The organism is Phytoamicus setariae, assembly GCF_016722925.1.
Classification (GTDB): Bacteria; Pseudomonadota; Alphaproteobacteria; order Rhizobiales; family Rhizobiaceae; genus Rhizobium_E; species Rhizobium_E setariae.
In genome coordinates this window covers 367,954-390,486 of sequence record NZ_JAEQNC010000002.1, presented here as the reverse complement: position 1 = coordinate 390,486, position 22,533 = coordinate 367,954, and the positions used below count along the sequence as shown (strand labels likewise).

19 protein-coding genes are annotated in these 22,533 nt (G+C 59.6%); 11 read left to right on the top strand and 8 right to left on the bottom strand.

Annotated features, from left to right (window positions below; translation table 11 throughout):
* Positions 1–128 precede the first annotated feature (128 nt).
* Positions 129–1,685, bottom strand: coding sequence for a coiled-coil domain-containing protein (locus tag JJB09_RS04565; RefSeq protein WP_201653756.1), 1,557 nt, complete (start codon positions 1,683–1,685; stop codon positions 129–131).
* A 424-nt stretch (positions 1,686–2,109) separates the two neighbouring features.
* Here JJB09_RS04565 and JJB09_RS04560 point away from each other — a divergent pair, with 424 nt between their 5' ends.
* Entirely contained in the window at positions 2,110–3,249 is a 1,140-nt protein-coding gene (locus JJB09_RS04560; protein ID WP_201653753.1) for an MFS transporter, read from the top strand.
* 128 nt (positions 3,250–3,377) lie between these two features.
* Positions 3,378–4,544: a ribonuclease D gene (gene rnd, locus JJB09_RS04555; RefSeq protein ID WP_201653750.1), complete on the top strand. Its 1,167-nt coding sequence runs from the start codon at positions 3,378–3,380 to the stop codon at positions 4,542–4,544.
* A gap of 72 nt (positions 4,545–4,616) precedes the next feature.
* Here the strand turns inward: rnd and JJB09_RS26890 are convergent, their stop codons facing one another.
* Positions 4,617–5,369 carry a calcium-binding protein gene (locus JJB09_RS26890; RefSeq protein ID WP_201653747.1) on the bottom strand — a complete coding sequence of 251 codons (753 nt, stop codon included), beginning with the start codon at positions 5,367–5,369 and terminating at the stop codon, positions 4,617–4,619.
* A gap of 253 nt (positions 5,370–5,622) precedes the next feature.
* Here JJB09_RS26890 and JJB09_RS04545 point away from each other — a divergent pair, with 253 nt between their 5' ends.
* Positions 5,623–6,513: a calcium-binding protein gene (locus tag JJB09_RS04545; protein ID WP_201653744.1), complete on the top strand. Its 891-nt coding sequence runs from the start codon at positions 5,623–5,625 to the stop codon at positions 6,511–6,513.
* 56 nt (positions 6,514–6,569) lie between these two features.
* Here the strand turns inward: JJB09_RS04545 and JJB09_RS04540 are convergent, their stop codons facing one another.
* From JJB09_RS04540 to JJB09_RS04525, 4 genes are all read right to left on the bottom strand, one after another.
* Positions 6,570–8,096: a Ppx/GppA family phosphatase gene (locus JJB09_RS04540; protein WP_201653741.1), complete on the bottom strand. Its 1,527-nt coding sequence runs from the start codon at positions 8,094–8,096 to the stop codon at positions 6,570–6,572.
* A 54-nt stretch (positions 8,097–8,150) separates the two neighbouring features.
* Positions 8,151–10,337, bottom strand: a complete 2,187-nt coding sequence (locus JJB09_RS04535) for an RNA degradosome polyphosphate kinase (protein WP_201653738.1) — start codon at positions 10,335–10,337, stop codon at positions 8,151–8,153.
* A gap of 85 nt (positions 10,338–10,422) precedes the next feature.
* The gene (gene hdaA, locus JJB09_RS04530) at positions 10,423–11,121 is read right to left on the bottom strand and encodes a DnaA regulatory inactivator HdaA (RefSeq protein ID WP_201653735.1); all 699 of its coding nucleotides are present in this window, start codon (positions 11,119–11,121) and stop codon (positions 10,423–10,425) included.
* A 1-nt stretch (position 11,122) separates the two neighbouring features.
* Complete coding sequence (locus JJB09_RS04525) at positions 11,123–12,250, bottom strand: AI-2E family transporter (RefSeq protein WP_201653732.1); 1,128 nt, start codon at positions 12,248–12,250, stop codon at positions 11,123–11,125.
* Positions 12,251–12,606: 356 nt separating this feature from the next.
* Here JJB09_RS04525 and purM point away from each other — a divergent pair, with 356 nt between their 5' ends.
* The 4 genes from purM (at position 12,607) to JJB09_RS04505 (ending at position 16,750) form a co-directional block, all read left to right on the top strand.
* A complete protein-coding gene (gene purM / locus JJB09_RS04520; RefSeq protein WP_201653729.1) occupies positions 12,607–13,680 on the top strand; it encodes a phosphoribosylformylglycinamidine cyclo-ligase in 1,074 nt (357 codons plus the stop codon).
* On the top strand, positions 13,677–14,291 hold the full coding sequence (purN, locus tag JJB09_RS04515) for a phosphoribosylglycinamide formyltransferase (RefSeq protein ID WP_201653726.1): 615 nt from the start codon (positions 13,677–13,679) through the stop codon (positions 14,289–14,291). The genes purM and purN overlap by 4 nt, the downstream gene beginning before the upstream one ends.
* 643 nt (positions 14,292–14,934) lie before the next feature.
* Complete coding sequence (locus JJB09_RS04510; protein WP_201653723.1) at positions 14,935–15,762, top strand: polysaccharide deacetylase family protein; 828 nt, start codon at positions 14,935–14,937, stop codon at positions 15,760–15,762.
* Between the two features lie 52 nt (positions 15,763–15,814).
* Entirely contained in the window at positions 15,815–16,750 is a 936-nt protein-coding gene (locus JJB09_RS04505; RefSeq protein WP_201653720.1) for an omptin family outer membrane protease, read from the top strand.
* A gap of 10 nt (positions 16,751–16,760) precedes the next feature.
* On the opposite strand, the gene JJB09_RS04500 is transcribed toward JJB09_RS04505, so the two are convergent.
* A complete protein-coding gene (locus tag JJB09_RS04500) occupies positions 16,761–17,348 on the bottom strand; it encodes an NUDIX domain-containing protein (RefSeq protein WP_201654194.1) in 588 nt (195 codons plus the stop codon).
* A gap of 79 nt (positions 17,349–17,427) precedes the next feature.
* The gene (locus JJB09_RS04495; protein ID WP_201653717.1) at positions 17,428–19,542 is read right to left on the bottom strand and encodes a molybdopterin oxidoreductase family protein; all 2,115 of its coding nucleotides are present in this window, start codon (positions 19,540–19,542) and stop codon (positions 17,428–17,430) included.
* An 84-nt stretch (positions 19,543–19,626) separates the two neighbouring features.
* On the opposite strand from JJB09_RS04495, the gene JJB09_RS04490 reads away from it, so the two are divergent.
* The 4 genes from JJB09_RS04490 (at position 19,627) to JJB09_RS04475 (ending at position 22,524) form a co-directional block, all read left to right on the top strand.
* Positions 19,627–20,484 carry a 23S rRNA (adenine(2030)-N(6))-methyltransferase RlmJ gene (locus JJB09_RS04490; RefSeq protein ID WP_201653714.1) on the top strand — a complete coding sequence of 286 codons (858 nt, stop codon included), beginning with the start codon at positions 19,627–19,629 and terminating at the stop codon, positions 20,482–20,484.
* The gene (locus JJB09_RS04485) at positions 20,481–21,284 is read left to right on the top strand and encodes a metallophosphoesterase (RefSeq protein WP_201653711.1); all 804 of its coding nucleotides are present in this window, start codon (positions 20,481–20,483) and stop codon (positions 21,282–21,284) included. The genes JJB09_RS04490 and JJB09_RS04485 overlap by 4 nt, the downstream gene beginning before the upstream one ends.
* A gap of 125 nt (positions 21,285–21,409) precedes the next feature.
* Positions 21,410–21,847 carry a hypothetical protein gene (locus JJB09_RS04480; RefSeq protein ID WP_201653708.1) on the top strand — a complete coding sequence of 146 codons (438 nt, stop codon included), beginning with the start codon at positions 21,410–21,412 and terminating at the stop codon, positions 21,845–21,847.
* Between the two features lie 23 nt (positions 21,848–21,870).
* On the top strand, positions 21,871–22,524 hold the full coding sequence (locus JJB09_RS04475; protein ID WP_201653705.1) for a ribonuclease T2 family protein: 654 nt from the start codon (positions 21,871–21,873) through the stop codon (positions 22,522–22,524).
* Positions 22,525–22,533 lie beyond the last annotated feature (9 nt).

Sequence of the window (22,533 nt, the reverse complement as noted above, 5' to 3'; positions counted from 1 at the left end):
CGCATGATGCGCCCGATTTGTCAAGGCGCAAGGCGTGCGCCCGCCCCTGCCACGCAGGCAGAAGATGCAAAAGCCGGCGGCATGTCATGCCCCCGGCTTCTGGAATTCAATCGCGACGTTGCGATGGCTTACTCGGCCGGCGGCAACCGCGGCAGACCGCTGGAATCCATCGGCAGCGTCAGTTCGCCTTCGAGCGTCGCTACCGCTGCGCTGCTGGCCCGCAAAGCCTTCTCAGAAATATCGATGATCGGCAGCGTCGTCTCGGAACGACCTGTCCATTGCAGAGGATCTGCTGCTGGCTCAGGTATCGACGGGACGGCGGCGATACGCGAGCGGTCGCCGCGTGCGGCTTCCAACTGGCCGGTCAGGATGGCATGTTCGGTCTTCAATTGGCGAGCTTCCGTGCGTGCAATCTCGAGGCTTGTCCTAAGCTGGCTGATCTCGAAGCGATCGGACTCGGCGCGTGCGTCCATCTCGCGTTTGAACGAATCCGCCTCGCGATCACGCCGGGCCCGGCTCTCCTCGACTTCCCGCAGTCGGGCGGTCAGCTCGTTGCACTGCGAGGCGAGTTCACGACGCGCCGCTTCGCTTTCGGAACCGATCGAACGGGAGCGCACGAGCTCCTCGTTGGAGCGCTCGCTGCGCGAGGTCAGCGTTGCGAGGTCGGTCTTGACCCGCTTGAGTTCGGCTTTTGCCAGATGCAGTTCGTCGTCGGTCACCCGGTTGCGGCCATTTGCGGTGGCAAGAAGCTTTTCGGCGAGAATAACCTTGGAATTCATCGCTTCCTGCCGGCTCGCCATCTGGGCGCTTTCCATCGCCGATGTGGCTTGCAGGTTCTCGAATTCCGTCTCGAGACGCTTGTGCCGCTCTTCGATGCTCGCAAGCTCCTGGCGCAGATTGGCAAGGTTCATCTGCAGGCTGCGGACCAGCGTTTCCTGTTCGGTCATCGTGACCTTCAACTGGCCGCGCTCCTCATTGAGCCGCGCGATCTCACGGGACTGATTGGCCGCATCGCGCTGGGTTGTTTCGGCAAGCAACTGATGCGCGGTGGTTTCCGTTTCGAGCCTTTCGCGGATCGATGTCAGTTCGCGGCTGCGCGCATCGAGCTCCTGCTGGGCGCGCTTCATCAGAAGCGCTGCTTCGTCGTACTGGCGAACCTGGGCTTTTAGTTCGCCTTCGGCATCAAACAGCCGCGCTTCGAATATATTCCGCTCTTCCGAGGTGACCTGATACAGCGCCTGAACCTTTGTGAATTCCTGCCGGAACACATCGGCCTCGATCCGGAGCTGGGCAATGTCGGACGCCATGCCCCGGTTTTCGGCGGCAAGGCGTACGCTTTCCTCATCCAGCCTGGTACGGGCGGACGTTTCCTGCTTGAGCATCGCGCTGACGCGGGCATGTTCGGTACGGAGCCGGCCAACTTCCTGCAGTGAGCGCCCGTGATCCTCGATCAGCCCGCTCAAGCCGGTCTGTACGGTCGAAATGCCCGAGAGCAACATGGTGGAGGACTGTTCGTGCTCCTCCATCGCCGTACCAAGCGCTTCAAATTCACGTGTTTCCAAAGGCGCATACTGTCCCTGCGGCTGGCCGCTGTCAGCAGGCATGGTCGAAGCCATCGGCCGCTCCTGCCCTTCATAAGAGGCGCGCACGCCGACCTTGTCATCACCGCGTCGAAAGAAACTCATGACCATCCTTGCGTCCTGAAATCCGAACTCATGTATCTGCATAAATATCGATAAAATATTGCAGACTGCCCCTGGCCCTACCACCCAACGCGGATGGGCGCCCCCAGCGCGCAACTATGCCGGCGCAAATCAGCCTGTCAAAACGATTGCGGCCCGCACTCCGGACGGGAGCGGGAAATTAACAGGTTTTTATGAATTGTGTCGCTTCCGTGACCGTCAAGTGAATGCGGCTATATTGTCGTCGCGCCCGTATCCACTTCAAACCGCGCGAAAAACCACGAATGGCGCCAAGGAAGGTAGAGAATCACTTCACGGATTTTTACCCGCTAGCGTCGCATTTGCCTCTTACCTCACACGCGTTTGCGGATAAGGTTGTCACATCCCGAGTGAGTCCTCGCCCGCCCTGCCTTCAGTCTGCCGCATCATGAAAAAACTCGCACCGCTCTTTCCCCTGCTCGTGTCCGCCGCGTTCCTGATCTTCGGCAATGGATTGCAGGCGACACTCATCGCCTGGCGCGGCTCGGAACAGGGATTTGCGACCTCGCTGATCGGCATCATTACTGCGGCCTATTATCTCGGCTTTGCAATCGGCTGCATCCACATCACACCCCTGATCCGCAGCATCGGCCATATAAGGGCATTCTCGGCGATGGCGGCGGTATCGACCGCGACGATCATCCTCGCCGGCCTTGCCGTCGATCCGTGGCTGTGGATGGTGCTGCGCCTGGTCAACGGCTACTGCCTGGCGATCCTGTTTGCGGTCATCGAAAGTTGGATCAACGCCAAGGTCGACAACTCCATCCGGGCGCGAACCCTGTCGATCTACCGGTATGTGGATCTGACATCCAACACATCGGCGCAATATTTCCTGCCCTGGTTCGGCGGCGAAGGCTTCGTATTGTTCGGTATCTCGGCCATCGCGTTTGCACTGTCGATCACGCCGATCTCGCTTGCCGACAAATCCAGCCCCTCCCCGCCCGACAAGATGAACTTCAACCTGAAATTCTTCTGGCAGATCTCGCCGCTGGCGGCCACCGGGTGCATCGCGGTGGGCATGACCAACACCGTCTATCGCTCGCTCGGCCCGGTCTATTGCCGCGAACTCGGCTTTGACACCGTCGCCACCGCCTGGTTTCTGAGCGCCAGCATCATATCCGGCGTCGTGCTGCAATATCCGCTCGGTTATGTCTCCGATATCCGCGATCGCCGTTCGGTGATCCTGGCGGCGACGGCGGGCGGGGTTGTGGCCAGCCTGCTGCTGTTCTTCTTCGCCGGCAACAGCGTCTGGGCAAATGTCGCGGGCATCTTCCTGCTCGGCGCCTTTTCGATGCCGCTCTATTCTCTCTGCTCTGCGCATGCCAATGACAGGGCGGGGCCCGGCCAGTTCGCGGTTGTTTCCGCCGGCCTGCTGTTCTTCTGGGCGGCAGGAGCCATCATCGGCCCGGCGGTTGCGGCGACGATCATGGGCTATCTCGGGCCGAAATCGCTGTTCGGGTTCACAGCCGCGACACAGTCGATTTTTATCATCTACACGTTGACGCGGGTCATTCAGCGGCCCGTCTAGAGCGAAATAAGGCAAAAATCTGGCGATAAGAATCAGAAAGCCTTGATTTTTCTCATTAACGGGCTGAAGAACAACCGTTCACCGAGACCACCCCAGCGACAGCCCGGCACGACGGATCGAGAGTTTTCATGAGAATCATTTCAGATACCAACGCGCTCACCGAGGCTTGCGAGCTGTTGGCGAAGAGCGACTATGTTGCTGTTGACACCGAGTTCCTGCGCGAGACGACCTTCTGGCCGCAGCTTTGCCTCATTCAGCTGTCCGGCCCGGAGCTTGACGCGATCGTCGATCCTCTGGTTGACGGCATCGATCTTGCCCCGTTCTTCAAGCTGATGGGCGATAGCTCGGTCACCAAGGTTTTCCATGCAGCCAGGCAGGATATCGAAATCATCTTCAACCGGGGCAACCTTATCCCGCACCCGATCTTCGATACACAGGTCGCGGCCATGGTCTGTGGGTTCGGCGATTCCGCCTCCTATGACTCGCTGGTCCAGAAGATAAAGAACGTCCAGCTCGACAAATCCTCGCGCTTCACCGACTGGAGCCACAGGCCACTGAGCGACAAACAGCTCGATTACGCGATAGCCGACGTCACGCACCTCAGGGATGTCTACCTGCATCTCAAGGCCGAACTCGAGCGTGAAAACCGCACGGAGTGGCTGGCCGAAGAGATGGCGATCCTTGAATCGCGAGAAACTTACGACCTGCATCCGGACGATGCCTGGATGCGTCTTAGAATGCGGATCCGCAAACCCATCGAACTGGCGATCCTCAAGAACCTCGCCGGCTGGCGGGAACGCGAAGCGCGCAATCGCGACGTGCCGCGTGGCCGGGTGCTGAAGGACGATGCCATTTTCGAGATCGCCCAGCAGCAACCTAAAGACACCGACGCTCTCGCGCGGCTTCGCACCATCCCCAAGGGCTTCGAACGCTCCCAGAGCGGGGCTGCAATCCTTGCCGCGGTCAATGCGGCTCTCGCGATCCCCAAGGCGGACCTGCCCAAGATACCGCGGCCCACAAATCTGCCGGAGGGCACGGGTGCCGCAGTGGAAATGCTGAAGGTGCTGCTGAAGCTGATTGCCGAAAAACAAGGCGTCGCCGCCAAGATCATCGCCTCGGGCGACGATCTCGACATGCTTGCGGCCAAGGGCGAGGACGCAGATGTCGCAGCGCTGCACGGATGGCGCAGAGAGATCTTCGGAACACCGGCTTTGAAGATGATCAGTGGCGAGATGGCCTTGCGCTTCGTCAACAAGCGGGTTGACGTCGTGGATGTGGCACCGCAAGCCGAGTGACCGATGAAACCTGCACAAAAGACAAATGGCCCGGGATCGCGCCCGGGCCATTTGTCGTTTTGCTGAAGCTTTTTAGAATATGAAATCGCGGGCGTCGATATCCCTGATGTTGACGTCCTTGAGGATCAAGTGATCGCCATTGCCGAAGTCGATATCGACATCGTGCCGGCCAAGTTTGTCGATATCGAGATTTTTAAACTTCAGGTTCGCGCCGAAATCATCGAGGTCGATGTGATCCTGGCCTCGACCTGAGGCGGTGAAATCGGCGATCGTGTCGCGGCCATCACCCTTGATGAAACTGAATGTGTCGGCGCCAGCGCCGCCCGAAAGCTGATCGGCGCCCTTGCCGCCCAGGATCGTGTCATTGCCGGCACCACCGAACAGCCGATCGTTGCCGCCTAGGCCGGAAAGCTGGTCATTGCCGCCATTGCCGTTGATCTTGTCCGCCATGCCGGCGGCCGAGATGTCATTGGAGCCGTTGTTTCCGTTGATCGTATAGGCCTGACGTTCAAAATAGCTGTGTATGCTCGCCTCGGACTTCACATCCGCCCTTAGAATGTCCAGGTCCGTCACCGTCAGCTGTGCCTTGCCATTTTCCACGAGCTTTAGGCTGTCTACGGAACGGATCACGTCATAGGCCTCTGCATTCGACCAGCCGGACGAGTAATTGAACTTCCCATGTAGTTCCACATAGTTGTTCTTGTTGTCGCCATACTTGAGCGTCGAAGTGCCGATCGAGTACCAGTCGCCACTCATCGACAAGGAGAAGTTATCTACCTCGAATGAGTAATTACCGGCGGCTTCCGAAATTGTGATGCTGGCCATTCTGGGCTCCGAAAAGGCGGGGATGAACGTTTCGAAGGGCAATCTAGCGGCCAACCATTACCGAGCCCGAAGAAAGATAATTACATTTTTAAAAACCGTCTGATTTCGTTTTTCCGGAATTCTGTGTTCTTCCCGACCACTAAAAGTCGAAGCAATCGATTTACACTTGTTTGACCCGCGATCCGTAGATTTCCCGGGGCCATGGATTCCAGCAGGATCCGGCGCGCGCAACGGTGAAGTTTCGGGGTGACCTATGGGTTTGAGAAAGCGGTACGAGGACGACGATCACGATGACAATCGCGATCACGGCCATCACGACGACTGGCGGGACGACGACAATGACGACGAGTCCGATTTCGACTTCGATACGCCCGAACTGTTCAAGTTCGACTTCGACGGCCTCAACCTGAAGAAGTTCGGCAAGATCACCGACTACGACATCAGCCACGACCACCTGAGCGTGACGTTCGGCAATGTCTGGACTTTCAGTGTCGATGGCGACGGCCTGGACTTCACGCTCAAGGGCAATTCCAAGCTTCCAGCCGTCACCGGCGGCACCATCGACAGTTTCACCATCGATGGCCCTGGCAAGGCGGATTTTGCGATTTCCGACCTCGATATGTCCGCCAAGGCGTTTTACAAGGCTCTGGTCAATCTCGACGGTCACCAGCTCATCAATCTGGTACTCGGCGGAGATGAGACGATTTCCGGCTCAGGCTTCGGCGACTTCATCCATGGGGGGCGCGGCAACGACGCGATCCTTGGCAACAAGGGTGCAGACAGGCTGGCTGGCGACAGCGGCAACGACGTGATCGATGGCGGCGCGGGAAACGACTACATCTCGAGCGGCAGTGGCGCCGACACACTCGTCTTCGCTCCGAAATCGGGGCATGACCTGGTGGCGGACTTTGATGCGAGCAACGATGTGCTGGACCTGACGGCCTATGGCATCCAGGGCAGTGTCGAGGACTTCCTAGCCGAACATGTCCGTTTCGGCGACGATGACCACGGCGGACGATGCCGCGATGACGATGACAATGACGACGATGGCGGCGACGTGATCATCGATCTTGGCCAGGGCAACGCGATCAAGCTCGAAGAAATCGATCGCTGGGACCTGGGCGAGCACAATATACTGCTTTGATCGGCCCTCTACCTCTCATCCCGGATGCGGGATGGGAGGCGATCCGGACGGATCGCTCACTCGAACCGGAAGGCGAGTTTCTTGCCCGTCAGCTTTGACAGCTGCTGCAAACGGCCGTCGAGCCGTTCGCCGGCGAACTCGGAATATTCCGGCGGGACCACGAATTCGAGATCGATGTCACTCGCCGCAGCCCGCGGCGGCTCGAAACGCAATTTCCCGATGACACCCGGCATCGATGCCGAAAAGAGATAGACAACCCGCAGCATGCCGCCGAGCAACTTGGCCAGCATCAGCAGGCGGGACGTGCCGATCGCCGCAAGCGGGCTTGTTGCGCTGTCGTCGCTCAGGCCTTCGAACCGATAGTAGTTGGCAAGCGCAAGATAGGCGCGCCCGGGATGGGTAATACCGATGAACGACGAGTGCGCGATGATATTGAGTGCCTGCAGTCCGCGATAATCGGGATGCGCCCGCCAGCTAATGTCGGCAAGCAGGCAGGCAGCCTGTCGATAGCGCGCCTCTTCCTCCGTCTCGTCCACACCGAAAGCCGGCATCATGCGTCCGGTCCAGTCGGCCAGTTCCCGAGCATGCTCCGGCGAGCGGGCGCGCAATACCGCGAGTTCACCTGCGGCGCTGAGCAGCGGATCCTGGTGGCGGACGGATTCCGGCAGCAGGGAATAGAGGTAGCCCTCGCGCACGCCCTGTACCGAGAACGAAACGGCTTCCGGCTTCATTTCCGCCAGCACTTCGCGCATGGCAATGGCGCCAAAGGGCAAGAGCGCGCGGCGGCTGCGCGCGACTGCCTGATAGGCAGGCTCCTTCTGCTCCTTGTTGCGGATCACATTGTCTAGAAATGCCACCGCGTCTGCAAAGTTCAGGCGGTAGTCCTGAACCATGTGCAGCGGGTAGCCATTGAGCTCCATGTGCAACTTGGCAAGGCTTCGCCAGGTACCGCCCACGGCGTAGAAGGTCCGGCCTTCGCCGGCCTTGAGAAAATCCACCTCGCGAACGAGCTTTCTCGCGTAGTTCGCTGCCTTGGCGAGCGAACCGCCGGAATATTCCGACAGTCTCAGTCCACCCAACGGCGTGGTGATGCCGTTGGCGTGGCTCTTGCCCCTGATGTCCACGAGTTCGAGAGAGCCGCCACCGAAGTCGCCGGCGATGCCGTCGGCTTCGTGATAGCCGCTGATGATGCCGAGAGCAGAAAAATGCGCTTCTTCCTCGCCGGTCAGCAAACGCACTTTCCGACCAAGAATTTCTTCAGCCTTGCGGAGGAAATCCGGGCCATTCTTGGCTTCGCGTGCCGCCGCCGTCGCCACGACATAGACCGTCCGCGCCCTCGCCTGATCAGAAAGTGCCCGAAAGCGATGCAATGCCGACAGCGCGCGCTGTACACTCCCCGCATCCATACTGCCGGTCTGCGCAAGCCCCTTGCCGAGACCGCACATGACTTTTTCGTTGAACAGAATCGCTGGCGCGCGATTTAGGCCTTCGTAGATTACCAATCTTATGGAGTTCGAGCCGATATCCACAATCGAAATCGGCTCTATGCCGGGCAATCGCCCCTGGGCTTCTGACTCTACCATGTAGATCCAATCAGAGGTCGACGAACATCCTGCTACAGACAATTCGGCGAACTATTACTTCCTACTGGAGGAGAACCTCCCGGCGATCAGCTTCGGCGCACTGGATTTCAAGGCTTCACCGCGTCCGGACAGACTCGGATTAGTCATGAAATAGAGCTGCGCGTTAAACGGCTCCTCTCCGTCACGCACCTCTATGCGCTTCGAAGTTCCGTCGGGCAGTATCTCGTAGGACTGCTGGTTGTCAATCAGATTGGCCAGCATGATCTGTGACAGCACTTGCTCGTGCACAGTCTTGTTGATGAGCGGAACAAGCGTCTCGACCCGTCGATCCAGGTTGCGAGGCATCATGTCTGCCGAGCCGATATAGACCAGCGCCTTGTCGCTTGGCAGGTCGAAACCGTTGCCGAAGCAGAAGATGCGACTGTGTTCGAGGAAACGACCGACAATCGACTTGACGCTGATATTTTCCGACAAACCCGGCACCTGTGGCCTCAAGCAACAGATGCCGCGCACGACGAGTTCGACCTTCACACCCGCGCCGCTCGCCTTATAGAGCGCGTCAATGATCTCCGGATCGACAAGCGAATTCATCTTCATCCAGATCCCCGACGGCCGACCTTGCCGGGCATGCTCGGTCTCTTCGGCGATGTGCTGGAGAATGCGCGGACGCAACGTATTGGGAGAGACTGCCAGCTTCATGCCGGCTTCGGGCTCGCCATAACCAGTGATGAAATTGAAGACATTGGCCATGTCGTGGGCAATGATCGGATTGCAGGAGAAGTAGGAAAGATCGGTATAGATCTTGGCCGTTACCGGATGATAGTTGCCGGTGCCGAGGTGGCAATAGGTCCTGAGCCGCCCTTCTTCACGTCGCACCACCATGCTCATCTTGGCATGTGTCTTCAGTTCGATGAAGCCGAAAACGACCTGCACGCCCGCCCGTTCGAGGTCGCGCGCCCAGCGAATGTTTGCTTCCTCGTCGAAACGGGCCTTCAGCTCGACAAGCGCAGTTACCGACTTTCCCGCTTCTGCCGCGTCGATCAGCGCACGAACAATCGGGCTGTCGTTGGAGGTGCGATAGAGGGTCTGCTTGATGGCCACGACATCGGGATCGTGGGCGGCCTGAATCAGGAACTGCACCACCACATCGAAGGATTCATAGGGGTGGTGGACGATCATGTCCTTCTCGCGAATAGCCGCGAGGCAATCGCCGGCATGCTCGCGCACCCGCTCGGGGTGACGGGCATTGTAGGGCGGAAAGCGCAGGTCGTCGCGCGGCGCCTTGGTGATTTCCGAAAGCGTATTGAGCGCCAGGAACCCCGGCAGAACCGCAATCCGGTTTTCCGGCACGTTGAGTTCGTGGGTCACGAACTGGCGCAACGACTGCGGCATCTCGCTGTCGGTCTCGATGCGGATGACCGAGCCCCGCCGGCGGCGCTTCAGCGCCGTCTCGAAGAACCGGACGAGATCTTCCGCTTCTTCCTCGACTTCGATATCGCTGTCGCGGATGATCCGGAATGTCCCGGAGCCGTTCACCTTATAGCCGGGAAACAGCTTCTCGATGTAGAGCAGCACCGTGTCTTCCAGGGTGATGTAGCGAAGCACGCCATCGAGATCCGGCAGGCGTACGAAACGGTCCAGCGCCTGCGGCAGACGGATCAGCGCCGTCATCGGCTCCTTGTCGCTGATGCTGGTCAGTTGCAGTCCCATCGAGAAGCCGAGATTGGGAATAAATGGAAATGGATGAGCCGGATCTATGCACAGCGGCGTCAGCACCGGAAAGATCGCCTCGTCGAACTCCCTCTCCAGCCATTTGCGATCATCCTTGCTGACCGCACCGGGGCGAACAATCAGGATGTCCTCGCGCGCCAGGTACTGCTGCAACACCGCAAGCGCAGCCTGCTGCTCCATCTGCAGGTTGTTGATCTCTTTCAGGATGTCTTCAAGCTGCTCGGTCGGAGCGCGGCCGTCCGGACTCTTGATCGAGATGCCGGCACGCACCTGACCTTCGAGACCAGCCACGCGGACCATGAAGAATTCATCGAGATTGTTGGCGGAAATCGACAGGAAGCGGACGCGCTCAAGCAGCGGGTGGTTGGTGTTCAGGGTTTCTTCCAACACGCGACGATTGAACTGTAGCCAGGAAAACTCCCTGTTGATGAAGCGCTCCGGGCTCGACAGCAGGGCCGCTTCGGCGGTGATTGCCTCGGGTTGGAGAATTTCTGGCGCGCTTACATTCATGCTGCTGATCCGTCTGAAAATGTATGTCACTAACTTTTGGTGGGTGACTATTACAGAATGACGACAGTTCGATGACAGTCAAGCATCAGCAACCATCGGCGCTCATTTCGTTGAGGATCTCGCCCGCCAGCGTGCGGCTGATCTTGACACCGCGAGCGAGCGCAAGCCGGTCGAGCCGATCGACGATCTGTTGGGCGGCATCGAGCGAACGCTCCATCCGGCTGACGATATAGGCCGCGAGCTTCTCGTCGATCAACAATTGCCGATCGGCAAAAAGCTTGAAGAGGATCTGTGTAAGCAGCGCATCGTCGGGCGCCCCGATTTCCACCACGGTCGCCGCCTTCAGACGCGAGGCGAGATCGGGCAACCTCACGTTCCAGGCCGAGGGCCAGGCGCGCGCGGTGATCATCAGGCTGGTGCCATGGCTTTTTACGGCATTGATGACGTGGAAAAGCGTCGTCTCGTCCAACGCCGAGCGGTCGGCATCCTCAAGCAGCACCGCCCCCTGTTCGGCGAGCAACACCGGATCAGCGCTGCCGCCATCCATGATTTGCGCTGCCGCGCTCGCCCTGCGCCAGACTTCGGCGAGGTGGCTCTTTCCAGATCCCGGCGGGCCGGTGATGATGACGACCGGCGACGGCCAGTCTGGCCAGCGGTCCACGATCGAGGCGGCGGCGCTGACCGGGTCGGAAATAACCAGATCGTCGCGACCGGTCGCCGGCTCGTGGCCGAAGGAAAGCGGCAGTTGCTGCGCGCGAGGTGTCTTTCTATCTGTCAGGCTCATGTCATTTCTCAGCTGTCAATGCAGCTTCCTTGGCGGGCGCGATCCTGTCCGCCTCGCCATGATACAGATCGCTTTCAAGATAGCGGGAAATAGCATAGCGAACCAGCACTCCGATGGAGGCGGAGGCCGGCACAGCCACCATCAGCCCGACGAAACCGAACAATGCGCCGAAGGCAAGCAGCGAGAACATCAGCCAAACCGGATGCAATCCGACCTTCTCGCCGATCAGTTTCGGCTGCAGCACATATCCATCGACCACCTGACCGAAGAAAAAGATTCCGCCGATCAGGATAACCCACGGATAATCCGGCCAGAATTGAACGAGCGCTACGCCAACGGACAGCACCAGTCCGAGCAGCGATCCGAGATACGGAATGAACGAGACGAGCCCGGAGACGATACCGATCAGCAGGCCGAAATTCAGCCCCACCAATGACAGGCTGCCACCATAGAAGATCGCCAGGATCAGGCAGATAGTACCCTGCCCGCGCACGAAACCGGCGATGGCGTCGTCCATCTCGCCGGCAAGCCTGCGGACCACATGCAACCAGTCGCGCGGCACCCAGCTGTCGAGCTTGGCAATCATGTTGTCCCAGTCGAGCAGGAGATAGAAGGCGACGACCGGTGTGATGACGAGGAGCGACAGAACATCGACAAGCGCCTTGCCGGACGCCCAGATCTGCACGAATAGCCCGGCGATGAAGCTTGCGCCCTCACCGACATACTTGGCGAGATTTTCTTTCAGCGTACCCATCTGGCCCTTGAGCCAAGTCGGCATGTAGTTCGAATTTGCATCACTGACGATCAGCTGCATAGACGTAATGTAGCCCGGCACCTTCTCGGCGAAATCCACCGCCTGACTCGCAAGAAGCGGAATGATGATCAGCAGCCCCAGGATCAGCAGGACGATAAAGGACAACAGGATAACCGCGGTCGCTGCCATGCGCGACAGGCCCCAGCTCTCCAGCCGGTCGGCGACCGGATCGAGGAAATAGGCCAGCGCCATCCCGGCCACGAAGGGCAGCAGGATCGTCGAAAACAGCATCAGGAAGGCGATGAACAACGCCAGTACGACCAACCAGAAGAAGACCTGCCGACGTAGGCTCTGGCCTGTGATGTGGGAGATCATGGGTACTTCCGCTCGCTAAAAATGGGTCCCGTAGGCAATACGGTGATGAGGCGGATGGGTCAAGGTCGAGGGGGCTGGGGATAACGGGTATGAATGGTCGGAAAAGCGATTAGAAATTGCACACATTCGATCCCATGGTTGGCCTGTAACATCGACGAGAAGTGTGATCCACCGGTCCAATTGGCGTGCGGACACAAAGGTGCGACGCGCTTGTCGATGCAATTACCGATATGGTTCTGCGTGTTACAGGCCCGAGAACTGCCGATTTCATCTGGATTGGCACATCGAATGCTTGAAACCTCGGTCGCATCATGCCATTGCGCGAGAAACAAGATCTATCCCACCGGAGACCCGCGATGACCGACGCGAAGAAAAACGGCCTGACCTACAGCGATGCAGGCGTCGATATCGATGCCGGCAACCTGATGGTCGAGAAGATCAAGCCACATGTGCGCTCGACGCGCCGGCCCGGCGCAGATGTCGAGATCGGCGGTTTTGGCGGCCTGTTCGACCTCAAGGCCGCTGGCTTCAAGGACCCGATCCTGGTTGCCGCCAATGACGGCGTCGGCACCAAGCTGAAGGTCGCTATCGATGCGGGCAAGCATGACACCGTGGGCATCGACCTTGTAGCGATGTGCGTCAACGATCTTGTCGTGCAGGCCGCAGAGCCGCTGCTCTTCCTCGATTATTTCGCCACCGGCAAGCTCGACCCGGACCAGGGCGCCGAGATCGTCGCAGGCATCGCCGAAGGCTGCCGTCAGGCGGGCTGCGCACTGATCGGCGGCGAGACCGCCGAAATGCCAGGCATGTATCGCGATGGCGACTACGATCTGGCGGGTTTTGCCGTCGGTGCGGCCGAACGCGGCCAGTTGCTGCCTGCCGGCGATATCAACGAGGGTGACGTCATCCTCGGGCTGGCCTCCTCCGGCGTACATTCCAACGGCTATTCGCTGGTCCGCAAGATCGTCGAACTTTCCGGCCTCGGCTGGGATGCGAAAGCCCCCTTCGATGCGGACAAGTCTCTCGCGGAAGCGTTGCTCGAACCGACCCGGATCTACGTCAAGCCGCTGCTGAAGGCCATCCGCGAGACGGGCGCGATCAAGGCGCTCGCCCACATCACCGGCGGCGGCTTTCCTGAAAACATTCCACGCGTGCTGCCGAAGACGCTCGCCGCAGAGGTCGATCTGGCCGCAATCCCGCTCAAGCCCGTGTTCCGCTGGCTGGCTTCCACCGGTGGAGTCGCGGAAAAGGAAATGCTGCGCACCTTCAATTGCGGCGTCGGTATGATCGTTGTCGTTGATGCCGACAAGGCCGGGCTCGTCGCTGACGCGCTCACAGCCGAAGGCGAGACCGTTGTAACGCTCGGCCGAATGGTCGCTCGTGCCGAGGGCGCGGCCGGCGTCATCTACAAGGGCCAGCTCGCCCTATGATGAAGAAGAAGGCGGCGATTTTCATTTCGGGCGGCGGATCCAACATGCTGGCTCTGATCGAGGCAGCAAAGGATCCCGCCTACCCCGTCGAGTTTGTCGCCGTCATTTCCGACAAGAAGGATGCGGGTGGCCTCGCCAAGGCAGAGGCCCGGGGCATTCGTACTGCCGCGTTCGAACGCAAGGACTATGACTCCAAGGAGGCACACGAATCCGCCATCCTCGAATTCCTCGCTGGTCTGCAGCCGGATTTCCTCTGCCTCGCAGGCTATATGCGGCTGCTTACCGGCAAATTCATCTCTGCCTACGAAAACCGCATCGTCAACATCCACCCATCGCTGTTGCCGTTGTTCCGCGGCCTGCACACCCATCAGCGGGCCATCGAAGCTGGCATGAAAGTGGCCGGCTGTACCGTGCACTACGTAACAGAAGGGATGGACGAAGGCCCGATCATCGCGCAGGCCGCAATACCGATCCTCGACGGCGACACATCCGATACGCTCGCCGCACGCGTGCTGACCGCCGAGCACCGGATATACCGCGACGCCCTCAAAAAGGTTGCCGGAGGGATACTGGCGACCGATGATACCGCACGCGTCATATCATTCGGCTGATCGCCGCAGATAACGCCCTGCGGGCAATTTCTGATTACCCCGAGAAGCGAAGAGGCGTAGAATTGCGGGATAGCAGAGATCGACAAATACGATCGGAGCCATCCCATGCCCCATCTGTCAGCTTTGCCAATCGCCGCGGCGATCTTTCTCGATCTGTCGTTTGCCAGCACCGCACATCAAACCGATAGCGGATGGACATATCCGCCCGCCTGTTGCAGGGCTAGCAATCTCGGTGGAGATTGCCAGCGCATCCCGGGAGATGACGTCAGAAAAGGCACTCTCGGGTTTTCAATATTTCTCAAACCGGGTGACCACAGGCTGGCCACCAGGGCGCATCGGTTCCTCATCCCGTATGGCAGCGAGATCCCGTCCGGCGACGGCAACTTTCATATTTGCCTCCATCCAACCGAATATCATGTGAATTGCTTCTTTGCGCCGCCGGACGGCGTTTGATCCCGGCCATACAGATTGCTGCAGCCTGTCTCAAAATGGGACGGAACATTAAATTTCTCGGTAAATCGCAAGCCATCCGGCAAGCAGGAATCGGAACATCCGGTCCTCGTTGCTGTTGTGGGGCAGACTGTTAAGGTCACCTTAAGGGCACGCACTGCTCAGTGGCGGGGCAATATCCAGATGGCGGGTCATGAAACAACTCTTTGCGTATTTTTCGTCGCTGACGAAGGGGCAGCAGCGCTTCCTTCTCGCCTTGCTGGTCATGGTCCTGATACCGTTCAGCCTGCTCGTGGGCCTGCAGATCTATAACGCAGTCAACCTTGCGATGCTGGGCAACGATCTTGCCGTCAAGGAACGGGTATGGAAGGCGCAAGCATCGGCCCTCGACGACCGTGTCGACCCGGAAAGCCTAAAAAGCCCATCCAATCAGTTTGCCTACCGGCTGCTTGCAAAGCACGCCGAATTGGTCCCGGAACGGCGGGTGGTCGTGACCGTGCAGATGCCGCTGGGCGACCTCAAGCCGAAGAAGGGCAACAAGATCACCGAGGACGACCTGCTCAATCGCGCCGCCGAGAATATTCAGGCCATGGGCGAGTCCGAATGCGCATTGCTGATCGGCACGCTCGCCACGCAATGCACGGTCATGTCGGCAACCGGCAAGCCCGCGGGCAAGCAGGTGTATGAATATCAGCTGCAGCTCGCTTTTGCAGAGATCAATCCGTTCGGCAAATCCGATCCCGCTGCCCGGTACGAATTCATCATCAGCAAATCGAGCCCCGGCAAGGCGGCAACCCGTCAGCGCATCTATTTCGAAAATGCGGCGCGCCAGCGCCAGCGCATCTATCAGGATGTCGCCGACACCTGCGCGGCGATCCGCAAGAAATCCGGCAATTGCAGCGTCACCGGGCTTTCCATCGGCACGCGGCTGGATCGCGGAACCCCCATGGTTCGCCTGTCGGCGTCGGCAGCTTACGCGAGCCTTGTAACGGCAGCGGAACTGGCTGCCAGCACGCATTGAACATGGCAATTCGCTCCCGTATCCTGCCTCAGCGCGAGATGGGGGATTCGCAATGGGCTTGCAGTTACGGACAGCGGCGGCGATCGGGATGCTGATCGCAGGCGGGCAATGCGTTCTTGCCGCCGACATGGAGGCCCAATCCGCGGATGGCACAGTCAGTATTTCGGGCAGCTACGGGCTGACCTCCCTGAAAGCCAACGAGTTCGTCTGGGAGGGCTCGACCAAGGTCTCGCAGCTGAAATGGAACAGCAAATATGTCAGCACCTTCACCGGCGATCTCAAGCTGGAACTTCCGAAGGACTGGTATCTCAATGCCCGCGCGACGATCGGCCTCGACGGCAACGGCCACATGGCGGATTTCGACTGGATGGCGGCCGGCCAGCCGTGGTCGCACCGCTCGCTGCATCCCGACACGCGCCTCAATCACTATCTGGTCGGTGGGGTCGAGGTCGGTCGGGAACTTCTTTCGCATGAGGGAACGGATATCTCGCTCGGTGCCGGCTTCAAATACACCGACGTGAAGTGGGCGGCGTGGGGCGGGTCCTATGTCTATTCGACAAGCGGATTTCGCGACGACCGGGGCAATTTTCCCGACGACGAGAAAGGGATTTCATACCGCCAGGCCTGGCCTGTCCCCTATCTCGGCGCCAATCTCAGCCACACCGAGGGCGCCTGGACCTTCGCGGGCTCGCTTCAGGCAGGCGTGGCGGTGGATGCATACGGTACGGACGACCACTGGATGCGCGACCTGCGTTTCTACGACTACTATTTCACCAAGCCGGCAGTCTCAGTAAGCGCTTCGGCGGAGTATGCGCTACGCGACAGTATGCTGCTCTTCGTCAGCGGCTCGTTCGACAAGATGTTCAGCGCGCGCGCAGACACGCGGGTCGTCAACAAGAACAATGGCAGAGAAAGCTGGTTCGACGACGGCGCGGGCGGTGATTTCCGCGCGATGACCGTATCCATAGGGCTCAAGGCAGCTTTTTGAGCGGAACCCGTCAGAGGCCGTATTTCATCGCAGCCCATTGCAGCAGCATGATCGTCTTGGCATCGCAGATCTTGCCGGTCGAGATCATATGGAACGCCTCGGCAAGCCCGAACTCGAGAACTTCGATATCCTCGCCTTCCTCGTCAAGTCCCCCGCCCTTGCCGGTTCTGGCAGTCGCATCGATCTCGGCGGCGAAATAGCTGACGCGTTCGGTCAGGGCACCCGGCGACATGTAGGCATCGAACAGATATTCGGCGCGGTCGATGCGATAGCCGGTTTCCTCCATCGCCTCGCGGATGATGGCACTCAGCGGATCGTCGCCATCGAGCAACCCCGCCGGCGTCTCGATCAGGAACCCGTTGTCGCCATTCAGGATCGGCGCGACACGCAACTGACGAACAAGAATAACTGACTTGCGGCTGGGATCGTAGAGCAGGATAGTCGCGGCGTTGCCGTGGTCGTGAACCTCACGTTCGATGGTCAGTTGACCGCCAGCCAGCGTCTCGTGCTCGACAGTCAATCGCTGCAGATGCACGAAACGCTTGTGGAGCGTCTCGGATTTGCGGATTTCCACTTTGCGGGCGAGCTTGGCATCCATCATCGGACCTTCCGTTCAACGTCCCGGATTTTCCCGGCCGAAGGCTTCCGTTCGCATGAAACGCTTCGGGGGTCGAGTGCTATTTGCGCAGCCAGACGCGATTGTCGTGCAGGCCGACGCCACCGAACGGCGCGACGTTGTCGGCCCCCGTCAGTACGTTGATGCCTTCGCCATCGAGATGGGACTTGTTCGGCCAGATGCCCTCGGCGATCAGCACGCCAGGCTTGACCGCATCCGTAACCTTCGCATGGATGCGGACAGAGCCCCTGATGTTGCCGATGGTGACGACATCGCCATTCTCGATCGAATTGCGTGCGGCATCGACCGGTGAGATCATCACTTCGGGACGCCCCTCCTTGTCGCGCGAGGTTTTGGTCTCGGCAAAGCTGGAATTGAGAAAATTGCGTGCGGGCGGCGTCGCCAGCCGGAAGGGATGATCCTCGTCGGCCAGTTCGATCACGGCGCAGAAATCCGGATATTCCGGCAGTTGATCTGCCGGCCCCAGCACGCCGATGTTGTCGGGCGGACGTACCGAGCCCTGCTGGCCCAGCCAGTCCGGACGGAAGCGGAATTTCTTGTCGGGATGGGCAAACCCATTGAGATAATGGCTTGTCTCGAAATCCGGCTGGCGGTCGAACCACTTGTCGTTCAGCAGCGTGTCGTAATCCGGCAACCCGTCGACATTCAGGATCGCCTCGATATGCTGGCGCTCCGTCAGCCCGAAGCCCGGCATGTCTGCCACGCCGAGACGTTTTGCCAGTTCTTCGATGACAAAGAGATTGGTGCGCACGTCATCCGGCGGTTCCACCAGTTTCGGTCCCGGCGTGATGTGGTTCTGGCCGCCGGCTCGATAGATATCCTCGTGCTCGACGAACATGGTGGCTGGCAGCACGATATCGGCAATCTCAGCCGTCTCGGTCATGAACTGCTCGTGGACGGCAACGAACAGGTCGTCGCGCATGAAGCCGCTCTTTACCAGCCGCTGCTCGGGGATGACATTGATCGGGTTGGTGTTCTGGATCAGCATGGCCGTAACAGGGGGACCATTGCGAAGTGCGCGGGGATCGCCCGTCAGAATTCGCCCGACCTCGGACTGGTCGAGCTGACGAACATCGGGATCGGCAAACGACTGGCCGGTCAACAGGCGGTTGTCCATCTTGAAGATGCCGGAATTGGAATGGAAGCCGCCGCCGCCCTCATATTGCCAGGAGCCCAGCACCGTCGGCAGGCTGAGTGCCGCATGCATGGAGACCGCACCGTTGCGGCTGCGCGAAAAACCGTAGCCCAGCCGGAAATAGCTCTTCCTCGTCGTGCCCACCAGACGCGCGAACGCTTCGATCTCCTCGACCGAGAGGCCGGTGATCTCGGAAGCCCATTGCGGCGTCCTGGTTTTCAGATGCGCTTCAAGCCCGGCAGGATCGTCGGCGTATCGCGCCATGTAGTCGCGGTCGGCATAGCCGTCGCGGAAGGCGACATGCATCGCAGCACAAGCAAGTGCGGCATCCGATCCCGGCTTCAGGATCAGTTTCATGTCCGCCTGCTTCATGGTCGGGTTGTCGTAGATATCGACGACGACAATCTTGGCACCGCGCTCCTTGCGGGCGCGGATCGCATGGGTCATGACGTTGACCTGGGTGGCGACCGCATTGGTGCCCCAGATCACCACGCAATCGGATTTCGCCATCTCGCGCGGGTCGGGACCGCGCAGCGCGCCGGTGCCCATGAAGTAGCCTGTCCAGGCCGGATTGACGCAGATGGAATCGAAGAAGCCGGAATATTTCTTGGCATGCCGCAGCCGATTAATAGAATCGCGCTGCACCCAGCCCATCGTGCCCGCATAGTAGTAAGGCCACACCGTCTCGGCACCATATCGACCTTCGGCCTTGACGAAGGCTTCGGCGATCTCGTCCAGCGCATCGGTCCAGTTGATCTGCTGCCAGCTTCCTGCCCCCTTCGCCCCCGTGCGTCGATAGGGATGCATCAGCCGATCAGGATGATAGAGCCGCTCGGCATAACGGGCCACCTTGGCGCAGATGACGCCGGCCGTATAGCTGTTGTCAGCAGCGCCGCGCACCTTGCCGATCCGTCCATCGGCATGGACTTCGATATCCAGCGCGCAGGTGGAGGGACAGTCATGCGGGCAAGCGGAATGACGCACAGTGATATTTTCGGGAAGACGGGTCGCAATGTTCATGCAATGTGTATAATCGAAGCGAGCACGCCGCGAAAGTTGTTGCGACGCACATCGAAAAATATCATCCGAGCTTCACCCGAAATCATGAATTACCGCCATATATACCACGCAGGCAATTTCGCCGATGTCCTGAAACACGCGGTGCTAGCGCGGCTGGTCGAATATCTCAAGCAGAAAGACAAGGCGTTCCGGGTGCTCGACACCCATGCCGGTATCGGCCTCTATGACCTTTCGAGCGAAGAAGCACAAAAGACCGGCGAGTGGCTGGACGGCATAGGCCGCCTGATCGACGAGCCCCTGCCCGCAAATGTCGCGTCGCTTCTGGCGCCCTATCTTGATGCCATCAAGGCGCTGAACCCGGATGGCGGCCTGACTTATTACCCAGGCTCCCCGAAGCTTGCCCGCGGCCTTCTGCGCCTGCAGGACAGGTTGTCGTTGATGGAGCTGCATCCCGCCGATTTCGAGGAACTGCACCGCAATTTCGACGGTGATTTCCAGACACGCGCCACGCATCTGGACGGCTGGCTGGCGATGAACGCCCATCTGCCGCCGAAGGAAAAGCGCGGGCTGATCCTGGTCGATCCGCCATTCGAACTGGAGGGCGAATACCGTCGCATGGTCGACAATTTCGCCAAGGCCTACCGAAAGTTCCCGACCGGGGTCTATTGCCTGTGGTATCCGCTGAAGAACGGCGCGCCGATCCGCGAATTCCACAATGCCTTCGCGGAACTTGAAATTCCGAAAATTCTCTGCGCCGAGCTTTCGGTGAAAGGCGACCGCGATAGCACCGGTCTGTCGGGTTCTGGCCTGATCATCGTCAATCCGCCCTACACGCTGAAGGGCGAACTGGAGATTCTGCTACCTTTCCTCGAAGAAAAGCTGGCTCAGGATCGTTTTGCAAATACCAGATGCTTCTGGATCAGGGGGGAAGAACAAGCATGAAACTCATCCATATTTCCGACATCCACATCAATTCCTCGACCATCCTTGGTCATGACCCGGTCGAGAATTTCAAGCGGTGCCTTGCGCATGTCGAGGAATTCCAGGCGGACGCCGACCGGATCGTCATCACCGGCGACCTGACGCATCGCGGCCAGGAGGAAAGCTACCACCTGCTCAAGTCGCTTCTCGCGAAGTCGCCGCTGCAGGGCAAACTGGCGCCCCGCCTGCTCATCGGCAACCACGACAGCCGCACCACCTATGCCGGTGTCTTCGACGGCGCGCAGCGGGATGCAAACGGCTTCGTTCAATGGACTGAGGAGACCGAGGCCGGCCTGTTCGTCTATATTGATACGGCTGAGCCAGGCACGCATGCCGGTCACTATTGCGCCGCCCGCCGGGCGTGGTTGACGGATGTTCTGGAAAGTGCGCGCCAGTCCGACAGACCAGTATGGCTCTTCATGCACCACAACCCGATTGCGGTCGAAGTCGCCAATGCCGACGAGATCGGAATCGTGCAGGAGGCGGAATTCCAGGCCATTCTTCGCCAGTATCGGGATACGGTCCGGCACATTTTCTTCGGCCATTGTCACTTCACGCTAAGCGGCCAGGTCTGCGGCATTCCCTTCTCGGCGCCACGCTCCACCAACCACGCCTGCTGGCCCGATTTCTCCGGCATCGTCGAGCGCATGGGTTATGGCGCCCTAGCCCCGAACTACAACGTATGCTTTCTCGGCAGTACCGGAACCATCATCCATTCCATCGATTTTCTCGATGCGGGCAAGGTGCTCTGGGTCGTCTGACACAAAGCGCGCCAAAAGCTCTTAACAGACTGTTACTGTTGCGGCTTTGCACTTGACCGGGCGCGCGCAGTTAGATCATGGTGCCGCCAAAGAGCCTCGCATGGCTCTGCTTCCGGAGATTTTCCATGTTCGCCTCCCGTTTCGCGCTCGCGCTCGGCCTTCTTGTTTCGTCCATTCCGCTGCAGACGGCCAGCGCATTCGAACTGCCGCGTTCCGAGGACTTCTGCAATACCGGGTGGGTGCTTTCATCACTGAAGACCAAGGTTGACGGCAAGTACCGCAAGTACAACGGCACCAAACTGTTCCTGATCGATATCATCAATCCGAAAATGCGCTATGAGCGGGAGCGCGATTCGCTTCACCGCGTAGGCCGCAAGTTCTGCCACGCCACCGTGCGCATGAACGACGGCCGCAAGCGCGACATGTGGTATCTGCTGGAAACCCCCGGTGGCTTTGCCGGAGCGCCGAAATTTGCAGGCCTCGAATTCTGCATTGCGGGCCTCGACCCCTGGCATGTTTATGGCAAGGACTGCTCGACCATCCGCAATTCCATCGGCTGGTAGCACCACATCGGGGAGCCTGAACGATGCGGCAAGGGCTCCTTACATGGCTTCTGGGATTATTGCTCGCCGCTCACCTGTCCCTGATTGACGCTGGCCGGGCCAAGGCCGCCGACTTCGACTATTACGTCCTATCGCTGTCTTGGTCGCCTAGCTGGTGTTCTGAAAGAGATCCGGGCGGCCGCACGTCCCAATGCAACGGCAAGCGCCGCTACGGCTTCATCGCCCATGGCCTCTGGCCGCAGAACGAACGCTCCTGGCCCGAAAACTGCGAGAGCCCAGAGCCCGGCCGAGTGCCAGATGCACTGGCCCGAAGCCTGAACGACATTATTCCATCGGCAGGGCTCGCAGGGCACGAATGGCGCAAGCACGGCACCTGTTCGGGGCTCAGCCAGAGGGCCTACTTCAATACGCTGCGCGCCGCCTACGCAAAAATCGTGCTACCGCAAGTGATCTTCAACGGCGCGATCGACCGAAACATTTCGACCGATCAGATCGAATCCCTGATGATCCGTGCCAACCCTGGCCTGAAAAGGGACGCGCTGGCCGTGACCTGTGACGACGGTCAGATCAGCGAACTGCGTATCTGCATGACCAAGTCACTCGGGTTCACGTCGTGCCCCGCGGTCGATCGGCGCGCCTGTCGCCAACGCAACATCTCCATTCCCGCTATTCAGTGAGGCAAGACC